25 protein-coding genes, 4 tRNA genes and 1 pseudogene are annotated in these 17,575 nt (G+C 32.8%); 26 read left to right on the forward strand and 4 right to left on the reverse strand.

All coding sequences use genetic code 11. The features are described from left to right. Window positions 1-2 precede the first annotated feature (2 nt). From rpsQ to rplQ, 18 genes are all read left to right on the forward strand, one after another. The gene (gene rpsQ / locus AB162_RS01345) at window positions 3-272 is read left to right on the forward strand and encodes a 30S ribosomal protein S17 (protein ID WP_053096826.1); all 270 of its coding nucleotides are present in this window, start codon (window positions 3-5) and stop codon (window positions 270-272) included. A 19-nt stretch (window positions 273-291) separates the two neighbouring features. After that, window positions 292-663 (forward strand): 50S ribosomal protein L14, encoded by a 372-nt coding sequence (rplN, locus tag AB162_RS01350; protein ID WP_053096829.1) that lies wholly within the window; start codon window positions 292-294, stop codon window positions 661-663. A 20-nt stretch (window positions 664-683) separates the two neighbouring features. Beyond that, complete coding sequence (gene rplX / locus AB162_RS01355; protein ID WP_053096831.1) at window positions 684-1,010, forward strand: 50S ribosomal protein L24; 327 nt, start codon at window positions 684-686, stop codon at window positions 1,008-1,010. A gap of 14 nt (window positions 1,011-1,024) precedes the next feature. Next, a complete protein-coding gene (gene rplE, locus AB162_RS01360) occupies window positions 1,025-1,564 on the forward strand; it encodes a 50S ribosomal protein L5 (RefSeq protein WP_053096833.1) in 540 nt (179 codons plus the stop codon). A gap of 27 nt (window positions 1,565-1,591) precedes the next feature. After that, window positions 1,592-1,897 carry a 30S ribosomal protein S14 gene (gene rpsN, locus AB162_RS01365; protein ID WP_053096835.1) on the forward strand — a complete coding sequence of 102 codons (306 nt, stop codon included), beginning with the start codon at window positions 1,592-1,594 and terminating at the stop codon, window positions 1,895-1,897. A 46-nt stretch (window positions 1,898-1,943) separates the two neighbouring features. Next, on the forward strand, window positions 1,944-2,336 hold the full coding sequence (gene rpsH, locus AB162_RS01370) for a 30S ribosomal protein S8 (protein ID WP_053096837.1): 393 nt from the start codon (window positions 1,944-1,946) through the stop codon (window positions 2,334-2,336). Window positions 2,337-2,365: 29 nt separating this feature from the next. Next, a complete protein-coding gene (gene rplF, locus AB162_RS01375; protein WP_053096839.1) occupies window positions 2,366-2,899 on the forward strand; it encodes a 50S ribosomal protein L6 in 534 nt (177 codons plus the stop codon). 9 nt (window positions 2,900-2,908) lie between these two features. Beyond that, complete coding sequence (gene rplR, locus AB162_RS01380) at window positions 2,909-3,268, forward strand: 50S ribosomal protein L18 (RefSeq protein ID WP_053096841.1); 360 nt, start codon at window positions 2,909-2,911, stop codon at window positions 3,266-3,268. A gap of 9 nt (window positions 3,269-3,277) precedes the next feature. Then, window positions 3,278-3,778 (forward strand): 30S ribosomal protein S5, encoded by a 501-nt coding sequence (rpsE, locus tag AB162_RS01385; RefSeq protein ID WP_053096843.1) that lies wholly within the window; start codon window positions 3,278-3,280, stop codon window positions 3,776-3,778. A gap of 7 nt (window positions 3,779-3,785) precedes the next feature. Next, entirely contained in the window at window positions 3,786-3,965 is a 180-nt protein-coding gene (rpmD, locus tag AB162_RS01390) for a 50S ribosomal protein L30 (RefSeq protein ID WP_053096845.1), read from the forward strand. Window positions 3,966-3,976: 11 nt separating this feature from the next. Beyond that, on the forward strand, window positions 3,977-4,411 hold the full coding sequence (gene rplO / locus AB162_RS01395) for a 50S ribosomal protein L15 (protein ID WP_053096847.1): 435 nt from the start codon (window positions 3,977-3,979) through the stop codon (window positions 4,409-4,411). An 11-nt stretch (window positions 4,412-4,422) separates the two neighbouring features. After that, entirely contained in the window at window positions 4,423-5,754 is a 1,332-nt protein-coding gene (gene secY, locus AB162_RS01400) for a preprotein translocase subunit SecY (protein ID WP_053097378.1), read from the forward strand. 12 nt (window positions 5,755-5,766) lie between these two features. Beyond that, on the forward strand, window positions 5,767-5,883 hold the full coding sequence (rpmJ, locus tag AB162_RS01405; protein WP_053096849.1) for a 50S ribosomal protein L36: 117 nt from the start codon (window positions 5,767-5,769) through the stop codon (window positions 5,881-5,883). 105 nt (window positions 5,884-5,988) lie between these two features. Continuing rightward, window positions 5,989-6,345: a 30S ribosomal protein S13 gene (gene rpsM, locus AB162_RS01410; RefSeq protein WP_053096851.1), complete on the forward strand. Its 357-nt coding sequence runs from the start codon at window positions 5,989-5,991 to the stop codon at window positions 6,343-6,345. A 20-nt stretch (window positions 6,346-6,365) separates the two neighbouring features. Beyond that, a complete protein-coding gene (gene rpsK, locus AB162_RS01415; RefSeq protein ID WP_053096853.1) occupies window positions 6,366-6,755 on the forward strand; it encodes a 30S ribosomal protein S11 in 390 nt (129 codons plus the stop codon). A 40-nt stretch (window positions 6,756-6,795) separates the two neighbouring features. Then, window positions 6,796-7,416 (forward strand): 30S ribosomal protein S4, encoded by a 621-nt coding sequence (rpsD, locus tag AB162_RS01420; RefSeq protein WP_053096855.1) that lies wholly within the window; start codon window positions 6,796-6,798, stop codon window positions 7,414-7,416. Between the two features lie 30 nt (window positions 7,417-7,446). After that, the gene (locus AB162_RS01425) at window positions 7,447-8,439 is read left to right on the forward strand and encodes a DNA-directed RNA polymerase subunit alpha (protein ID WP_053096857.1); all 993 of its coding nucleotides are present in this window, start codon (window positions 7,447-7,449) and stop codon (window positions 8,437-8,439) included. A 46-nt stretch (window positions 8,440-8,485) separates the two neighbouring features. Continuing rightward, window positions 8,486-8,872, forward strand: a complete 387-nt coding sequence (rplQ, locus tag AB162_RS01430; protein ID WP_053096859.1) for a 50S ribosomal protein L17 — start codon at window positions 8,486-8,488, stop codon at window positions 8,870-8,872. A 15-nt stretch (window positions 8,873-8,887) separates the two neighbouring features. On the opposite strand, the gene AB162_RS01435 is transcribed toward rplQ, so the two are convergent. The 4 genes from AB162_RS01435 to AB162_RS01450 all read right to left on the reverse strand — a co-directional run bounded on the left by AB162_RS01435 (window position 8,888) and on the right by AB162_RS01450 (window position 9,259). Further along, window positions 8,888-8,965, reverse strand: a tRNA-Thr gene (locus AB162_RS01435). Window positions 8,966-8,982: 17 nt separating this feature from the next. After that, window positions 8,983-9,057 (reverse strand) — tRNA-Gly (locus AB162_RS01440). 27 nt (window positions 9,058-9,084) lie between these two features. Then, window positions 9,085-9,166: transfer RNA gene (locus AB162_RS01445), tRNA-Tyr, on the reverse strand. A 20-nt stretch (window positions 9,167-9,186) separates the two neighbouring features. Then, window positions 9,187-9,259: transfer RNA gene (locus tag AB162_RS01450), tRNA-Thr, on the reverse strand. A gap of 143 nt (window positions 9,260-9,402) precedes the next feature. Here AB162_RS01450 and coaA point away from each other — a divergent pair. The 8 genes and pseudogenes from coaA (at window position 9,403) to AB162_RS03000 (ending at window position 17,548) form a co-directional block, all read left to right on the forward strand. Continuing rightward, window positions 9,403-10,364 (forward strand): annotated as a pseudogene (coaA, locus tag AB162_RS01455) (type I pantothenate kinase). Window positions 10,365-10,393: 29 nt separating this feature from the next. Continuing rightward, complete coding sequence (gene sixA, locus AB162_RS01460; protein WP_082239276.1) at window positions 10,394-10,894, forward strand: phosphohistidine phosphatase SixA; 501 nt, start codon at window positions 10,394-10,396, stop codon at window positions 10,892-10,894. 122 nt (window positions 10,895-11,016) lie between these two features. Next, the gene (gene prmB, locus AB162_RS01465; RefSeq protein ID WP_053097380.1) at window positions 11,017-11,952 is read left to right on the forward strand and encodes a 50S ribosomal protein L3 N(5)-glutamine methyltransferase; all 936 of its coding nucleotides are present in this window, start codon (window positions 11,017-11,019) and stop codon (window positions 11,950-11,952) included. A 524-nt stretch (window positions 11,953-12,476) separates the two neighbouring features. Continuing rightward, window positions 12,477-13,688, forward strand: a complete 1,212-nt coding sequence (gene fabB / locus AB162_RS01470) for a beta-ketoacyl-ACP synthase I (protein WP_053096861.1) — start codon at window positions 12,477-12,479, stop codon at window positions 13,686-13,688. Window positions 13,689-14,261: 573 nt separating this feature from the next. After that, entirely contained in the window at window positions 14,262-15,086 is an 825-nt protein-coding gene (truA, locus tag AB162_RS01475) for a tRNA pseudouridine(38-40) synthase TruA (RefSeq protein ID WP_053096863.1), read from the forward strand. Between the two features lie 85 nt (window positions 15,087-15,171). Further along, complete coding sequence (gene accD / locus AB162_RS01480) at window positions 15,172-16,041, forward strand: acetyl-CoA carboxylase, carboxyltransferase subunit beta (RefSeq protein WP_053096865.1); 870 nt, start codon at window positions 15,172-15,174, stop codon at window positions 16,039-16,041. Between the two features lie 105 nt (window positions 16,042-16,146). Next, window positions 16,147-17,439 carry a bifunctional tetrahydrofolate synthase/dihydrofolate synthase gene (gene folC / locus AB162_RS01485; RefSeq protein WP_053096867.1) on the forward strand — a complete coding sequence of 431 codons (1,293 nt, stop codon included), beginning with the start codon at window positions 16,147-16,149 and terminating at the stop codon, window positions 17,437-17,439. Further along, window positions 17,426-17,548 (forward strand): hypothetical protein, encoded by a 123-nt coding sequence (locus AB162_RS03000; protein ID WP_260080401.1) that lies wholly within the window; start codon window positions 17,426-17,428, stop codon window positions 17,546-17,548. The genes folC and AB162_RS03000 overlap by 14 nt, the downstream gene beginning before the upstream one ends. The last annotated feature ends 27 nt before the right edge of the window (window positions 17,549-17,575 follow it).

Here is a 17,575-nt window from a genome sequence, read left to right on the forward strand (position 1 = left end):
AAATGAATAATATTCGTATTCGACAAGGTCGTGTAGTAAGTGATAAAATGAATAAATCTATAGTAGTAGCTATAGAACGTTTTATTAAACATCCTATATATGGTAAATATATAAAAAGAACAACAAAAATATCAGTTCATGATGAGTTAAATAGTAGTAAAGTTGGTGATGTAGTTGAAATAAAAGAATGTCGTCCAATTTCTAAAACAAAATCTTGGATGCTTGTACGTATTTTAAAAAAATTATTTTCTTTACATCAATTTTGGTTATAAAAATATATTGGAGAATTTTATGATCCAAGAGCAAACTATACTTACTGTTGCTGATAACTCAGGTGCACGTAATGTGATGTGTATCAAAGTGCTTGGTGGTTCTCGCCGTCGTTATGCGGGAATAGGTGATATAATTAAAATAGCTATTAAAGAAGCTATTCCTCGTGGTAAAGTAAAAAAAGGTGATGTTCTAAAAGCAGTAATAGTACGTACTAAAAAAGGGATACGTCGCCCTGACGGGTCAGTATTTCGCTTTGATGGAAATGCCTGTGTATTATTAAATAATACTAATGAACAACCGATTGGTACTAGAGTATTTGGACCAGTAACTCGTGAATTACGTACTGAAAAATTTATGAAAATAATATCTTTAGCACCAGAAGTGCTGTAGTTAAATTAAGGGAAGAAATAATGGCAGCAAAAATCCGTCGTGATGATGAAGTCATTGTATTAACTGGTAAGAATAAAGGAAAGCGCGGAAAAGTAAAAATAGTATTTTCTACTGGAAAAGCAATTGTTTCTGGAATAAATATAATAAAAAAACACCAAAAACCAGTACCTACGCTTAATAAGCAAGGTGGTATTATAGAGAAAGAAGCTGCTATTCATCTTTCTAATCTTGCTATTTTTAATGCTAAAAATAATCAAGCAGATCGTATTGGTTTTAAAACTAAAAATGTAAATGGAAAATTAAAAAAATTTAGATTTTTTAAATCTAACGGCGAAATTATTGATTAATTTGGAGCAAAAATATGGCCAAATTGCATGACTATTATAAAAAAGTAATAGTTGTTAATTTAATGAAACAATTAAGTTACCATTCTATTATGCAAGTTCCTAAAATAGAAAAAATTACTTTAAATATGGGTGTTGGTCAAGCCGTTGCTGATAAAAAAATACTAGATCATGCTGTAGCTAATTTAGCGGCTATTTCAGGTCAAAAACCACTTATTACTAAAGCACGTAAATCTATTGCTAGCTTTAAGATTCGTCAAGGTTATCCTATAGGCTGTAAAGTTACTCTACGTGGTAACCGTATGTGGGATTTTTTTGAAAGGTTAATTTCTATTGCTATACCACGTATTCGTGACTTTCGTGGTTTTTCCGCAAAATCTTTTGATGGTTATGGGAATTTTACTATTGGAGTAGCTGAACAAATTATATTCCCAGAAATTGATTATGATAAAATTGATCGCATTCGTGGTATGGATATTACCATAACAACCACTGCAAAATCTAATGATGAAGGATATGCCTTATTATCAGCTTTTAGTTTTCCATTTCGTAATTAAAATAACATAAAAAGGTATAGTTTTCTCATGGCTAAACAGTCTATAAAAGCACGAGAACTAAAACGTGTAATATTAGCTACTAAATATTTTACAAAACGTATTAAACTAAAAAAAATTATATCTGACGTACGTTCTTCAGCTGAAGAACGTTGGGATGCTATAATCAAATTACAAAAATTACCAAGAGATTCTAGTCCATCTCGTCAAAGAAATCGCTGTAGTCAAACTGGTCGTCCACATGCTTTTTTGAGAAAATTTGGGTTAAGTCGTATTAAAGTACGGGAAGCTGCAATGCGTGGAGATATTCCTGGCTTAAGAAAAGCTAGTTGGTAGTAACTAACTTAAATAATAATACTAATTTAATTATGGAAAAACATAGATGAGTATGCAAGATCCAATTGCAGATATGTTAACTCGTATTCGTAATAGTCAAATAGCGAAAAAAACTACAGTATTTATGCCGTCTTCTAAGTTTAAAGAAGCAATTGCTAATTTACTTCAAGAAGAAGGATTTATTGAATCCTATCAAATTGAAGGGAAAATTAAGCCAAAATTAAAAATAGTACTTAAGTATTTTCAGGGCAAACCAGTAATAGAAAGCATTAAGCGAATTAGTAGACCTAGCCTACGTCTGTATAAAAAAAAAGATGCTTTACCTAAAATTATGGGAGGTATGGGGATTGCAATTATTTCTACGTCTAAAGGAATTATGACTGATTATGCCGCTCGCCAAGCAGGTATTGGTGGTGAAATAATTTGCTATGTAACGTAACGTAAGTTGACTTAGGAGACAATACAATAATGTCTCGAATTGCAAAATTACCAATAATTATTCCTGTTAACGTAGACGTAACGATCAATAGTTCTGATTTAATAGTTAATGGTCAATACGGTAATTTAACTTGTATAATTAATAAAGCAGTATCTATTAAAAAAGTTGATAATAAACTATTATTTTTTCCAAATAAAGGTTATCCCAATAATTGGGCAATTACAGGTACTACTCGTGCACTAGTAAATAATATGGTTATTGGTGTAACAAAAATTTTTACTAAAAAATTACTTTTAGTAGGTGTAGGTTATCGAGTAACAGTAAAAAATAATGTAGTAAATTTGTTTTTAGGATTTTCTCATAATATTGACTATAAATTACCAGCCGGTATTACGGCAGAATGTATAAGCCAAACTGAAATATTACTAAAAAGTGCTGATAAACAAGCTCTTGGTCAAGTAGCTATGGATTTACATTCTTATCGCAATCCAGATCCTTACAAAGGTAAAGGTATCCGTTACGCTGAAGAAATAATAGTGACGAAAGTAGCTAAAAAAAAGTAAGGTAAACTAATGGATAATAATAAGAATAAAGCTCGTATTCGTCGTGCTATTAAAACAAGATGTAAATTAAAAAAATTAAATACTACTCGTTTAGTAGTACATAGAACAATACGTCATATTTATGCACAAGTAATTGCACCAAATCAATCTATAGTTATAACAACTGCTTCTACATTGGAAAAAAATATAGCAACACAAGTAACTAATACTGGAAATAAAAATGCTGCTATAGTTGTAGGTCATAAAATAGCAGAAAGAGCTTTAGCAAAAGGCATTAATTATGTTTCTTTTGATCGTTCAGGATATAAGTATCATGGTAGAGTACAGGCATTGGCTGATGCCGCTCGTAAAGCAGGGCTTCAGTTTTAGGTTAAAAATATGGCACATTTAGAAAAACAATTCGTTGAATTACAAGAAAAACTTATTACTGTAAATAGGGTATCTAAAACAGTCAAAGGTGGAAGAATTTTTAGTTTTGCGGCACTAACGGTTGTTGGTGATTGTAATGGTAGAGTAGGTTTTGGTTATGGTAAAGCCCGTGAGGTGCCAGCAGCAATTCAAAAAGCTATGGATAAAGCACGACGGAACATGATTTTTATTACACTTAATAGTGGTACTTTGCAACATTCAATTAAAGGTGTACATACTGGTTCAAGTGTATTTATGCAGCCAGCATCAGAAGGAACAGGAATTATTGCAGGTGGTGCGATGCGCGCTGTATTAGAAGTGGCAGGAGTACGCAATGTATTAGCTAAAACTTATGGTTCAACTAATCCTATTAATGTTGTTCGAGCAACTATAGATGCTTTTAATAAAATGAACTCTCCTGAAATGATAGCTGCTAAACGTGGTAAATCTATTGAAGAAATTATGAGGTAGGTTAGTGATGACAAACATAATTAAAATTACTCAAACACGTAGTGCTATTGGTTGTTTACCAAAACATAAAGCTACTTTAGTTGGGTTAGGCTTACGTCGTATTGGTCATACTGTTACACGTCAAGATATACCTTCAATCAGGGGTATGATTGCAAAAATTTCTTATATGGTTAAGGTTGAAAAATAAAAAATTAGAAAATGAGATTAAATACTATATCGGCTTCTAAAGGTGCAAAAAATAAATCGAAACGTATATGTAGGGGTATTGGTTCTGGTTTAGGTAAAACTGGTGGCAGAGGTCATAAAGGTCAGAAATCCAGATCAGGTGGTAGCGTACATCGTAGTTTTGAAGGTGGTCAAATGCCACTACATCGTCGTCTACCTAAATTTGGTTTTAATTCACGTAAAGCTATGGTGATGGCAGAAATTCGTTGTTCAGATTTATTAAAAGTTCAAGGAACATTGATTACGTTAGATATTCTTAAAGCTGCTAATATAATTAGTCATAAAATTAAAAAAGCTAAAATTATATTATCTGGGGAAGTAAAACATGATCTTTTAGTATCTGGCTTAAGTGTTAGCAAAGGAGCAAAGGCAGCGATTAAAGCAGTTGGTGGAACAATTGAGGAATAAAAATAGCTTTGATAGTTAAACAACCAGGGTTAGATTTTACAAATACTAAAAGTGGGCTTAGTGAATTAAGACGTAGGCTTTTTTTTGTTATTGGAGCATTAATTGTTTTCCGTATTGGTTCTTTTATTCCAGTTCCTGGAATAAATACTACGGTATTAACAAAATTACTTGAACAACAACGAGGTACTATTGTTGAAATGTTCAATATGTTTTCTGGTGGGGCACTGAATCGAGCTTCTATTTTTGCCTTAGGCATTATGCCACATATTTCAGCATCAATTATTATACAGTTACTAACTGTAATTAATCCTACTCTGGCAGAGGTAAAAAAAGAAGGTAAATTTGGTAGGCGTAAAATTAGACAATATACTTGTTATGGTACTTTATTATTAGGAATATTCCAGTCTATTGGCATAGCTATGAGCTTACCTAATATGTTCGGAATATCTAATATGGTTATTAATCCAGGCTTTACTTTTTACTTAACTACAGTAATTAGCTTACTATGTGGTACTATATTTTTAATGTGGTTAGGTGATCAAATTACTGAAAAAGGGCTTGGAAATGGTATTTCTATTATTATATTTACTGGTATTATAGCAGGTTTGCCATCAGCTATAAATCAGACTTTAGAACAAGCTCGTCAAGGTGAGACATCATTTTTTGTATTATTATTAATTGGATTAATGGTATTTATAGTTACATTTGTTACTGTTTTTATTGAAAGAGGTCAACGTCGTATAGTTGTTAACTATGCTCAACGTCAACAAGGACGTCATATTTATGCTACTCAGCATACGCATTTACCTATCAAAGTTAATATAGCTGGTGTTATTCCAGCTATTTTTGCTGCTAGTATTATTCTTTTTCCAGCTACTATAGTTTCTTGGTTTTGTGGTAGTACCGGATGGGGGTGGTTAAATACTATTTCTATTTATTTACAACCAAGTCAAATTACATATATTATAATATATGCATCTGCAATTATATTTTTCTGTTTTTTTTATACTAAGTTAGTATTTAATGCTAGAGAAACAGCTGATAATTTAAAAAAATCTGGTGCATTTATTCCAGGAATTCGTCCAGGAGAACAGACAGCAAGATATATAAATAAAATAACAACTCGCCTTACTTTAGCTGGTGCTATTTATATGACAGTAGTCTGTTTAATCCCAGAGTTTATGCGGGATGCAATGAATGTTCCATTCTATTTTGGAGGAACATCTTTATTAATTGTTGTTATTGTAATTATGGAATTTATAATTCAAATACAAACAATTATATTATCCACTCAATATGAGTCAACTTTGAAAAAAGCAAACCTAAAAAATTTTAAACGTTAATCAGGTAATATAATGAAAGTACGTGCTTCTGTAAAAAAATTATGTCGTAACTGTAAAATTATTAAACGTCATGGTATCGTTCGTATAATTTGCAGTGCTGTACCTAAGCACAAACAACGCCAAGGTTAATAACCTATGAGGTTAATCACCTAATAGTGAATTAAAATTAATGTTAATGTTTATGAAGTTAAATTATAGATATTTTTTAGATAAATAAATTATTAGGAGTGCATCGTGGCCCGTATAGCCGGCATAAATATCCCTGATCATAAACATACTATGATTGCATTAACATCAATATATGGTATTGGCATCAAGCGCTCAAAGTATATTTGTAATACTACAGGTATTGCTCAAAATGTTAAACTAAGTAAGTTATCAGAAACTCAAATTGATACTTTACGTGATGCAGTTTCAAAATTTGTTGTGGAAGGAGACTTACGTCGTGAAGTTACGTTAAATATAAAACGTTTAATCGATCTTGGTACTTATCGTGGTTTACGTCATCGTCGTGGTCTTCCTGTAAGAGGTCAGCGTACAAAAACTAATGCTCGTACTAGGAAGGGTCCACGTAAGCCAATAAAAAAATAAATAATAGAGGTCAGTAAATAATGGCTAAGACACTTATGTCTAAACGTAAACGTGTTAAAAAACAGGTTTTAGACGGTATAGCTCATATTCATGCATCTTTTAATAATACCATTGTTACTATAACAGATCGTCAAGGTAATACATTAGGTTGGGCAACAGCTGGTAACTCTGGTTTTAGAGGTTCTCGTAAGTCTACTCCATTTGCTGCACAGGTAGCAGCAGAACGATGTGCTGAAGCAGTGAAAGATTATGGGATTAAGACGTTAGAAGTAATGGTCAATGGACCAGGTCCAGGTCGTGAATCTACTGTTAGAGCATTAAACGCAGCTGGTTTTCGTATAACAAATATTACCGATGTCACACCTATTCCCCATAATGGTTGTCGTCCACCTAAGAAACGCAGAGTTTAATTTAATTAACAAACCAATTTAAAATAATTGAGTAAAGCAAATGGCAAGATATTTAGGGCCTAAGCTCAAAATTAGTCGTCGTGAAAGCTTAGATTTATTCCTTAAGTCTGGTGTTCGTGCGATAGATACTAAATGTAAAACTGAGCAGCCTCCTGGTCAACATGGCACACGTAAAGTACGACTATCTGATTACGGTTTACAGTTACGTGAAAAACAAAAAGTACGCCGTATATATGGTGTACTAGAACGTCAATTTCGTAACTATTATAAAAAAGCCGCACGTATTAAAGGTAATACTGGTGAAAACTTATTACAATTGTTAGAAAGTCGATTAGATAATGTTGTGTATCGTATGGGTTTTGGTGCTACTCGTGCAGAATCACGTCAATTAGTTAGCCATAAGGCCATTATGGTTAATGGTAATATTGTAAATATTGCCTCCTATAAAGTGGCAATGAATGATGTTATTAGCATACGTGATAAAGCAAAAACACAAGCTCGTATTCGTGCTTCATTAGAATTAGCTGAACAACGCGAAAAGCCTGTTTGGCTTGAGGTAAATACTGTTAAAATGGAAGGAATATTTAAATCTATTCCAGAAAGGATTAATCTTTCAGCAAATATCAATGAACATATGATAGTCGAACTTTATTCTAAGTAATAGTAATAATATTATAATATAGAGGCCACAATGCATGGTTCTGTGACACATTTTTTAAAACCGCGTTTGGTAAATATCGAGCAAGTTAGTTTGACACATGCGAAGGTTACTCTAGAACCCCTAGAACGTGGTTTCGGTCATACTATAGGTAATGCTCTACGCCGTATTCTACTTTCATCAATGCCAGGTTATGCAGTAACTGAAGTAGAAATTGATGGTGTCTTACATGAATATAGCACAAAAGAAGGTGTAAGAGAAGATATTATCGAAATTTTACTTAATCTAAAAGAACTTGCTGTAAAAGTACAAAACCAAGATCAAGTGGTATTAAATCTAAGACAATCTGGGATTGGCCCAGTTACTGCAGCTAGTATTGTTCATGACAATGATGTTGAAATTATTAACCCACAACATATTATATGCCACTTAACTGAAAAAAACGCATCTATTAATATGCGTATTAAGGTTCAACGTGGACGTGGTTATGTTCCTGCTTCTACGAGAATGAATTCAGAACAACAAGATAACTATATTATAGGTCGTTTACTAGTTGACGCATGTTATAGTCCAGTAGAAAATATTTTCTATAATGTAGAAGCAGCACGTGTAGAGCAGCGTACAGACTTAGATAAATTAATTATAGAACTTGAGACGAATGGAACTATTGATCCTGAAGAAGCTATCCGTCGTGCTGCCACAATTCTCGTTGATCAATTAGAAGCATTTGTTGATTTACGCGATGTAAGTCAACCAGAAGTGAAAGAAGAAAAACCAGAATTTAACCCAATTCTTTTACGACCAGTTGATGATCTAGAATTAACTGTTCGCTCTGCTAACTGCTTAAAAGCAGAAGCTATTCACTATATAGGTGATTTAGTACAGCGTACTGAAGTAGAATTACTTAAAACACCTAATCTTGGTAAAAAGTCACTTACAGAAATTAAAGACGTATTAGCTTCTCGTAGTTTATCTTTAGGTATGCGTCTTGATAACTGGCCACCAGAAGATTTTATTGATGAATAATAAATTTTACTCATATTTTATGAGATAAAATAATAAGGATAACGTAATGCGACATCGTAAGATTGGTCGTCAACTTAATCGTAACAGTAGTCATCGTCAAGCTATGTTTCGCAATATGGCTAAATCATTAATAATTCATGAGATAATTAAAACTACTTTACCAAAAGCAAAAGAATTACCTCGTTTTATTGAACCACTCATTACTCTAGCTAAACTTGATAGCGTAGCAAACAGACGTATAGCATTTGCTAAAATTAGATCTAACCATATTGTCGCAAAACTGTTTAATGAGCTAGGTCCACGCTTTATAAGCCGCGCTGGTGGTTATACTAGAATTTTAAAATGTGGTTTTCGTACTGGAGATAACGCCCCAATGGCATATATTGAGCTTGTTGATCGTATGGTATCTAATATTTCTGATCACAAAAAATAAATAGATATTTTTTTTTGGTGCTGATAGGCAGCTTTGAACTGCCGACCTCACCCTTACCAAGGGTGTGCTCTACCAAAACTGAGCTATATCAGCATAGCATTAGTGCAAATTGGAGCGGGTAGTGGGAATTGAACCCACATGATCAGCTTGGAAGGCTGACGTAATAACCATTATACCATACCCGCCTTAATGGCCATAATGATAAATGATAATGGTGGGGGAAGGATTCGAACCTTCGAAGTCAATGACGGCAGATTTACAGTCTGCTCCCTTTGGCCGCTTGGGAACCCCACCTGTATTTGTATTTTTTTTTGTGCCAACAGAAGGAGTTGAACCTTCAACCTACTAATTACAAATCAGTTGCTCTACCATTTGAGCTATGTTGGCCATAATCTAGTTATATTGTCTATCTTAGCATACTTTACTTGTATATTTAATAAAATTTTTTATTCAATGTTAAGCTAGTTGGTTTTCTTATTTTTATTTTTTAGTTCAGTGTTTTACTGGCTGGACACACAATAATATTATTTATGATTAAAGTTAGACACAATACATATAATTTTACTCCTTATTTGACATTTAACCGTAACACATGGGCAAAATTGCATAAATATATGCATTCCTCTTTAACTAAAGAGGAAATAATCAAATTACAATGTATTAATGAAGATATTTCATTAGCAGAAGTATTAGATATTTACTTACCTTTATCCAGTTTACTAAATTATTATATTAGTTTTAGCAGCAGTAATACAGAGCTTGAGCAATTTATGAGCACTGAAGGTCAGCGTATTCCCTATATTATAGGAATAACTGGTAGTGTAGCAGTTGGTAAAAGTACTACAGCGCGGGTGCTACAATCATTATTAAGCCATTGGCCTGAGAATAGAACAGTTGATCTGATAACTACAGATAGTTTTTTGTATCCAAATCACGTTCTTAAAGAACGTGATCTTCTGAATAAGAAGGGATTTCCACAGTCTTATGATATTAAGAGTTTAATTAATTTCTTATTTAAGATTAAATCTGGGGTACATAATGTTACCGCACCAGTGTATTCGCATTTAATATATGATATTGTTCCTTACAAGAAAAATATTATAGATAAACCTGATATTATGCTTATTGAAGGATTAAATATTTTGCAAAGTAGTCACTATTATTACTATGATGATATTTATCCTGTGGTTATTTCTGATTTTATTGATTTTTCAATATATATAGATGCTCCTCAAGAGATACTTAAAAAATGGTATATAAAACGTTTTCTCACTTTTTGTAAAGAATCATTTTACCATCCTAATTCTTATTTTTATCATTATGCACAGCTATCTGAACCAGAAGCTATCGCTATAGCAAAAAAATTATGGTTAGAAATTAATGTTCCGAATTTAGAAAAAATATTTTACCTACATATTCACGTGCTAGTTTGATTATTATAAAAAATATGAATCATGCAGTTAAAACAATACTATTGCGTAAATCAAAATAATTAATATTAATCATACATAAATAACATTGATGCAAATTATAATTATGCGGCATGGTGATGCTGTTGTGAAAGCATCTAATGATTTAGAAAGACATTTAACAGATAAAGGTCGTAATGATTTACGTATTATAGCTAGTTTTCTTAGAGAGAAGTTAATAAACATTGATATTGTGCTAGTTAGCCCTTACTTACGAGCTATAGAAACTCTAGAGAGTTTACGTAAACATATGGTATTACCATCATCACAAAAAGTGATGAGTGAATTAATTCCCAATGGTAATGCACAATTAGTTTGTAGTTATATTTACAAATTAAATAAAAAAGGTATTAGTAGTCTACTATTAATTTCTCATTTACCACTAATCAGCTATATAGTAGCATATTTATGTCCACAAGAACCACCTTTGGTTTTCATACCATCAGCTGTTGTTTGTATCAATCTAGCTGTGACTAACAGTAGTCAGCAGTTAAGTACTTTAATTTGGAAAATGCAACCACCAACCAACCTAAAGCAATCACTTATCGCCTAGCTAATAAATAAAATAATAATAAGCTATAAGCTAAATGAAATGATAACTATCTATAGCTGGCTGCTGCCATTATTTAACTTATGACTAATAATATGAATATAAAAATAGAATCACAAAAAAAAATAAATAATATTGTGCTTAATGAAGCAATAACTGAAATGCATACTATACAGGATATGTTGCGTTGGACTGTGAGTCAGTTTAATGCATCACAAATTTTTTATGGTCATGGTACCGATAATCCATGGGAAGAAGCATTGCGACTTATCTTACCTAGTTTATTACTACCATTAGATATTCCTATTGATATGTACAAAACTAACCTAACTACTAGTGAAAAAATAAAAATAACTGAACTAGTTATACGAAGGGTTCATGATCATATTCCAGTATCTTATCTGATAAATAAAGCTTGGTTTTGTAATTTGGAATTTTATGTTGATGAACGAGTACTTATTCCTCGCTCCCCTATTGGGGAGCTAATTACAGATGGTTTCAGAGATATGCTTTCTCAGTCACCATCATATATTCTTGATATGTGTACTGGTAGTGGCTGCATCGCAATAGCTAGTGCTTATCTATATCCAGATGCTAAAATTGATGCAGTAGATATTTCTACAGATGCACTTGCTGTTACACAGTATAATATTCAAGAACATAACTTTGAGCACCGTATTTATCCTATTTGTTCTGATTTATTTAGTGAAATCTCTAAAACTACTAATTATGATTTGATTATAACTAATCCTCCTTATGTAGATGAAGAAAGTATGAATAATCTACCATTAGAGTTTCATGCAGAGCCTATTATAGGTTTGGCTGCAGGCTACGACGGACTGACATTTGTGCGTAAGATTCTTGCTTATGCGTCTGATTACCTAAGTGCAGATGGGATACTAATATGTGAAGTAGGTAATAGTATGATCAATTTAGTAAAACAATACCCTGAAATTCCTTTTATGTGGTGTGAATTATTAAATGGAGGTAATGGTATTTTTATGTTAACCCGTCAGCAACTATTAGATTGTAGAGAAATTTTTATATTTTACCGTGATTAATTAATATTTAAAACATTAGTATCCATGCTTGACAATAAAATTAGGAAATCGGTAACAGGAAGTAGTTGAAAGTAAATAGGTTATTGTTAAGTGATGGTGTTGCTTGAATGAATCAACTAGTCAATTAAAATAGTGATTAAATGACCAATAAATTATTTCAAAGTAACAATGATTGTTGAATACTATGTGGTATTAGTAGATATTACATACATACATATAGCTTTAAAACCAAATTTTAATAACACCTTGCATCCGTACTATAACTATACTAGCTACGGTTAGGTAGTAGAATTAGTATTTACTTACTTAAGTAAAAAATTATATTTGTGTTTGGTTTGATACTAGCGAGCAGTAACAAGTAATTATCATTGCAATGGCAATGGTACTACTTATAGTGACCTAATAGTGCACAGTGTGGTAAGATGAAATCTTCCTAAACAAATAGGACTATTATTACTAAGTAAGTAGTAGCAATATTGTGATTATTTAATCCAGTAATATATTTACTATTTAAGAGGTATTAAATGAAACGTGCTGTAATTACCGGCCTAGGAATATTATCAAGTATTGGTTACGATAAAAAAGAAGTACTTGCTTCTTTACAAAAAGGTCGCTCTGGTATTAGTTTTTCCCAGGAATTAAAAGATTCTGGTATGCGTAGTCATGTTTGGGGTAATGTAAAAATAGATATTACTGGGCTACTTGATCGTAAAGTTGCACGCTTTATGAGTGATGCTTCTATTTACGCTTTTTTAGCTATGGAGCAAGCAATTACTGATTCTCAACTTACGCCTAAAATGGTTTCTAACGATCGTACTGGTATTATTGTTGGCTCTGGTGGTGGCTCACCACGTAATCAGGTTACTGGTACCAATGCCATGCTTAAACGTGGTATCCGTGGTGTAGGTCCTTATATGGTTACAAAATCTATGGCATCTGGGGTATCAGCATGCTTAGCTACATCATTCAAAATACGTGGTGTCAACTACTCTATTAGTTCAGCATGTGCTACTTCTGCGCACTGTATAGGTAATGCTGTTGAATTAATTCAATTAGGTAAACAGGATATTATCTTCGCAGGAGGTGGTGAAGAATTATGCTGGGAGATGGCTTGTGAATTTGATGCTATGGGAGCACTTTCTACCAGTTATAATACAAAGCCTGATAAGGCTTCCCGTACTTATGATATTAATCGTGACGGGTTTGTAATATCAGGAGGAGGAGGTATCATTATAGTTGAAGAGCTTAATCATGCGCTAGCTAGAAATGCTAATATTTATGGTGAAGTTATTGGTTATGGCGCTACCTCAGATGGCGTTGATATGGTAGTACCATCTGGTGAAGGTGCTGTTCGTTGCATGCAAATGGCACTAAAAAATGTAGATACTGTAGTAGATTACCTGAATGTTCATGGTACTTCAACACCAATAGGTGATATAAAAGAATTATGGGCTATTCGTAAAACTTTTGGTAATCAACATCCCGCATTATCATCGACTAAAACAATGACTGGACATTCTTTAGGTGCTGCTGGAGTACATGAAGTCATTTATACATTACTTATGATGAAAAATAATTTTATTGCTCCTAATATTAATATTGATCAATTAGATCCTCAGGCAAATGGCATGAATATAGTAACAGAACCAATTAAACGCACATTAACTACGGTAATGAGTAATAGTTTTGGTTTTGGCGGAACTAATGCTACATTAGTAATTCGTAGATATCAGTAGTACATAATTAATAATTTCAGCAGCACTATATTAAAATATTAATCGGTGATTTGAAGCGGGAGCTACTTGCTATTGGCAATAAATGGAAAATAATAGTAGCAGCAGCTTATTTGCTAAAGTTACAGAAGCCACTAAATTAATACACACATGCAGTTGTAATGCCTTACTGCAAGTTTTAAATATTGGTAAAATAATTATTATTTTATATAAATAACCAAACCGTTATTAGCACTAGCACGCGTTGATATGTTGATATAATGCTAAGATATATAAAAATTTTACCAAAACAAAAAGTATAAATAATTTTAAGTATAATATTATTAACTAATAAACATTGCTCATATTATTTAATACGTACGGCGTGATGCTATGCGACTAGCTATTACGCCGTAAAATTATTAGGTAATAAAATTCATTATTTTTTTACACGTAGGGAGTGGTTATCGCTATGTGTTTATACATATAATAATATTATTAATTAATTTATTATTAATAATCTGTGGTTTAATGCTTATTATTATAAAATATGTTATGTTCGTAACATAACACAATATAGCATAGAGAAATAAATCAGTGGTTAATAATAGCATTAGATTAGCACTAGGTATTGCATACGATGGTAGCACATTTTATGGCTGGCAACGTCAGCAGCAAGTACCAAGTGTACAGGCTTGCCTAGAGAGAGCACTATCATTAGTTGCTAAAGAACAAGTATCTGTATATTGTGCGGGTCGTACAGATGTTGGAGTGCATGCCACTGGTCAAGTAGTTCATTTTGACACCTATTCAAATAGAAATGAAAAAGCTTGGACACTAGGTGTGAATGCCAATTTACCTAAAAGTATTGCTGTACGCTGGGTTATGCCAGTAACAAAAGATTTTCATGCTCGTTTTAGTGCTATAGCACGTAGTTATCGTTATATAATATATAATAATCGTTTGCGTCCAGTAATATTTAACGGCGGACTAACTCACTACTACAAACCTCTAGATGTAGATAAAATTGAGCGTGCAGGACAATGCTTACTAGGTGAACATGATTTCACGTCATTCCGTGGACTACAATGTAAGTCCAGTACTCCTTTACGTACAATTTATAAGTTTAGTGTCAAAAGTAAGGGACCATATATTATTATTGATATAACAGCTAATGCTTTTCTTTATCATATGGTTCGTAATATTGTAGGTAGTTTAATAGAAGTAGGATCTTGTAAAAGACAAGAAAATTGGATTTCTGAGATTTTAGAGTTAAAAAATCGTTCTTTAGCTGGTATTACCGCTCAGGCAAAAGGATTATACTTAGTATATGTATACTATCCATCAAATTTTGCCATACCGTCATTATCGGGAGAACCAATTGTGCTCACTGACTCATTCAGTGAATTAATGTTTGAATAATTAATTCATTAATGTATTTAATAACGGATTACATATCAATATACATATATATTGATCTATATAGAGTTTTATTAGAGTTTTATTAATGAGCTGGATTGAACGTATTATAAATAAAAGTACTATAATTCCTACACGTAGGATTGAGATTCCTGAAGGAATCTGGACAAAATGTGATAGCTGTGGGCAAGTACTATACCGTGCTGAATTAACACGTAATTTAGAAGTTTGCATGAAATGCGATCATCATATGCGTATTACAGCGCGGGTAAGACTGCAATCTTTTTTAGATAAAGATAGTGAATACGAGTTAGGCGGGGAACTAGAGCCTAAAGATATTCTGAAATTTAGAGATTATAAAAAATATAAAGACCGCTTAATTGCTGCCCAAAAAGCAACTAATGAGAAAGATGCACTAATAGTGATGAAAGGTACGCTATATAGTATGCCAATAGTAGCAGCTTCTTTTGAGTTTGCTTTTATTGGAGGATCTATGTCTTCTGTAGTAGGAACACGTTTTGTCCGTGCTGTAGACAAGGCTTTATCTGATAAATGTCCTTTAGTATGCTTCTCAGCTAGTGGAGGTGCTAGAATGCAAGAAGCTCTCATATCGCTGATGCAAATGGCTAAAACTAGTGCCGCGCTAGCTAAGCTACGTTACCACAGTTTACCTTATATTTCAGTTTTAACTGATCCAACTATGGGTGGTGTTTCAGCTAGCTTAGCAATGCTAGGTGATTTAAATATTGCAGAGCCAAAAGCACTAATAGGTTTCGCAGGTCCAAGAGTCATTGAACAAACTGTACGTGAAAAATTACCTGCTGGTTTTCAACGTAGTGAATTTTTATTAGAAAAAGGTGCTATTGACATGATAGTACGGAGACAAGATATGCGCTGGTGTATCGCAAAATTACTAGCAAAATTAACTCATAGTCCTATGCCACAAAATCTTAATTAATAATCTATATGATGTCTGTATCATACAAAGTTAAAAAAATCCAATAATATTATTTATTGTGTATATATTAAATATATAAATATAGTTAACAATAACTAGCTAATCATGAAAAAATCAAAAAATAATTTTTTTATTCCCCAACCATCGTCGTCACTAGCTATATGGATTAATTATATTACCAATATACACGCAAAACCTATTGATTTAAACTTAGATAGAATAATCTATGTAGCAAAATCTTTAGACCTGCTACAACCTGCACCACTAGTAATCACTGTGGGAGGTACTAATGGTAAAGGTACTACTTGTAAGCTATTAGAAGCAATTTTGTTATATTATGGTAAAAAAGTAGGTGTTTTTAGTTCCCCACATCTTATCCGTTATACTGAAAGGGTACGTATTAATGGAAAAGAACTGCCTGAAGCTGCACATAGTAAAGCAATGGCGATAATAGAAACAGGGCGCGGGAATACTTCTTTAAGTTATTTTGAATTTAGTACTCTTTCTGCGTTACAGTTATTTAGCCAATCAATGCTAGATGTATTGATTTTGGAAGTAGGATTAGGTGGAAGATTAGATGCTACGAATATAATTGACGCAGATATTGCTGTAATAACGAGTATTGCACTAGATCATACAGATTTGCTTGGTTCAGATCGTAATAGTATTGCACGCGAAAAAGCTGGAATTATGCGGTCTGGTAAACCAATTATTGTTGGTGAATTAGATAGACCTATCACTCTTGATACAGCTATTGCCGATGGTAATGCTATTTTATTCGCACGTGATAGAGACTGGGGATTTAAGTTAGAAGACAATATTTATTGGCATTGGTGGGATATAGATAATAATATCAGAACAAAGCTGCCGTTACCACTTACTATTCCGCTAGATAATGCGGCTACCGCACTAGCTACAGTACACCGGCTACCTTTTTTCGTGAGTGATGAGTGTATTTATCAAGGCTTACGCAATGCAAGTTTACCTGGGCGTTTCCATATTATACGTAAGCAACCACTAGTTATATTAGATGTAGCACATAACCCGCATGCTGCTAATTATCTTGCGCACAAGCTAGATGCTCTAAACTTACCACATTATAGTAAAATTTTTGCAGTAGTAGGTATGTTAGCTAATAAAGATATTCCTGGTACTATTCACTGTCTAATCGATAAAATTTCATTATGGTATTGCGCAACAATTGATGATCCATGTGCAGCTAGTGCAGAACAAATAGCATCATATCTTATTAACAGCAATGCAAAAAAATTTAATGATGTTGTTAGTGCTTGGCAGCAGGTGTTATATGATGCTGCTTCAGAAGACTGCGTACTTGTTTTTGGTTCATTTCATACTGTTGCATCAATTATAAGAGAGAATCAAAGTGAAGATTTATGATAGTAAGTTTAATAATCGTTTAGCAGGAAGTATTATTATGCTTGCCTTAATAATAATTTTTTTACCACCTTTACTAGAAGTAAATAAAAAAAAATTAATGATGAATTAGTTACTATTCCACTTATTGCTCAACTGA

Origin of the sequence: Candidatus Palibaumannia cicadellinicola (assembly GCF_001269425.1) — a bacterium.
In the GTDB taxonomy this organism is placed as follows: Bacteria; Pseudomonadota; Gammaproteobacteria; order Enterobacterales; family Enterobacteriaceae; genus Baumannia; species Baumannia cicadellinicola_A.

What these genes read in the sequence shown, in the direction of transcription:
- rpsQ (WP_053096826.1), top strand. Translation starts at nt 3, where the DNA reads ATGAATAATATTCGTATTCGACAAGGTCGTGTAGTAAGTGATAAAATG.
- rplN (WP_053096829.1), top strand. Translation starts at nt 292, where the DNA reads ATGATCCAAGAGCAAACTATACTTACTGTTGCTGATAACTCAGGTGCA.
- rplX (WP_053096831.1), top strand. Translation starts at nt 684, where the DNA reads ATGGCAGCAAAAATCCGTCGTGATGATGAAGTCATTGTATTAACTGGT.
- rplE (WP_053096833.1), top strand. Translation starts at nt 1,025, where the DNA reads ATGGCCAAATTGCATGACTATTATAAAAAAGTAATAGTTGTTAATTTA.
- rpsN (WP_053096835.1), top strand. Translation starts at nt 1,592, where the DNA reads ATGGCTAAACAGTCTATAAAAGCACGAGAACTAAAACGTGTAATATTA.
- rpsH (WP_053096837.1), top strand. Translation starts at nt 1,944, where the DNA reads ATGAGTATGCAAGATCCAATTGCAGATATGTTAACTCGTATTCGTAAT.
- rplF (WP_053096839.1), top strand. Translation starts at nt 2,366, where the DNA reads ATGTCTCGAATTGCAAAATTACCAATAATTATTCCTGTTAACGTAGAC.
- rplR (WP_053096841.1), top strand. Translation starts at nt 2,909, where the DNA reads ATGGATAATAATAAGAATAAAGCTCGTATTCGTCGTGCTATTAAAACA.
- rpsE (WP_053096843.1), top strand. Translation starts at nt 3,278, where the DNA reads ATGGCACATTTAGAAAAACAATTCGTTGAATTACAAGAAAAACTTATT.
- rpmD (WP_053096845.1), top strand. Translation starts at nt 3,786, where the DNA reads ATGACAAACATAATTAAAATTACTCAAACACGTAGTGCTATTGGTTGT.
- rplO (WP_053096847.1), top strand. Translation starts at nt 3,977, where the DNA reads ATGAGATTAAATACTATATCGGCTTCTAAAGGTGCAAAAAATAAATCG.
- rpmJ (WP_053096849.1), top strand. Translation starts at nt 5,767, where the DNA reads ATGAAAGTACGTGCTTCTGTAAAAAAATTATGTCGTAACTGTAAAATT.
- rpsK (WP_053096853.1), top strand. Translation starts at nt 6,366, where the DNA reads ATGGCTAAGACACTTATGTCTAAACGTAAACGTGTTAAAAAACAGGTT.
- rpsD (WP_053096855.1), top strand. Translation starts at nt 6,796, where the DNA reads ATGGCAAGATATTTAGGGCCTAAGCTCAAAATTAGTCGTCGTGAAAGC.
- AB162_RS01425 (WP_053096857.1), top strand. Translation starts at nt 7,447, where the DNA reads ATGCATGGTTCTGTGACACATTTTTTAAAACCGCGTTTGGTAAATATC.
- rplQ (WP_053096859.1), top strand. Translation starts at nt 8,486, where the DNA reads ATGCGACATCGTAAGATTGGTCGTCAACTTAATCGTAACAGTAGTCAT.
- sixA (WP_082239276.1), top strand. Translation starts at nt 10,394, where the DNA reads ATGCAAATTATAATTATGCGGCATGGTGATGCTGTTGTGAAAGCATCT.
- fabB (WP_053096861.1), top strand. Translation starts at nt 12,477, where the DNA reads ATGAAACGTGCTGTAATTACCGGCCTAGGAATATTATCAAGTATTGGT.
- accD (WP_053096865.1), top strand. Translation starts at nt 15,172, where the DNA reads ATGAGCTGGATTGAACGTATTATAAATAAAAGTACTATAATTCCTACA.
- folC (WP_053096867.1), top strand. Translation starts at nt 16,147, where the DNA reads ATGAAAAAATCAAAAAATAATTTTTTTATTCCCCAACCATCGTCGTCA.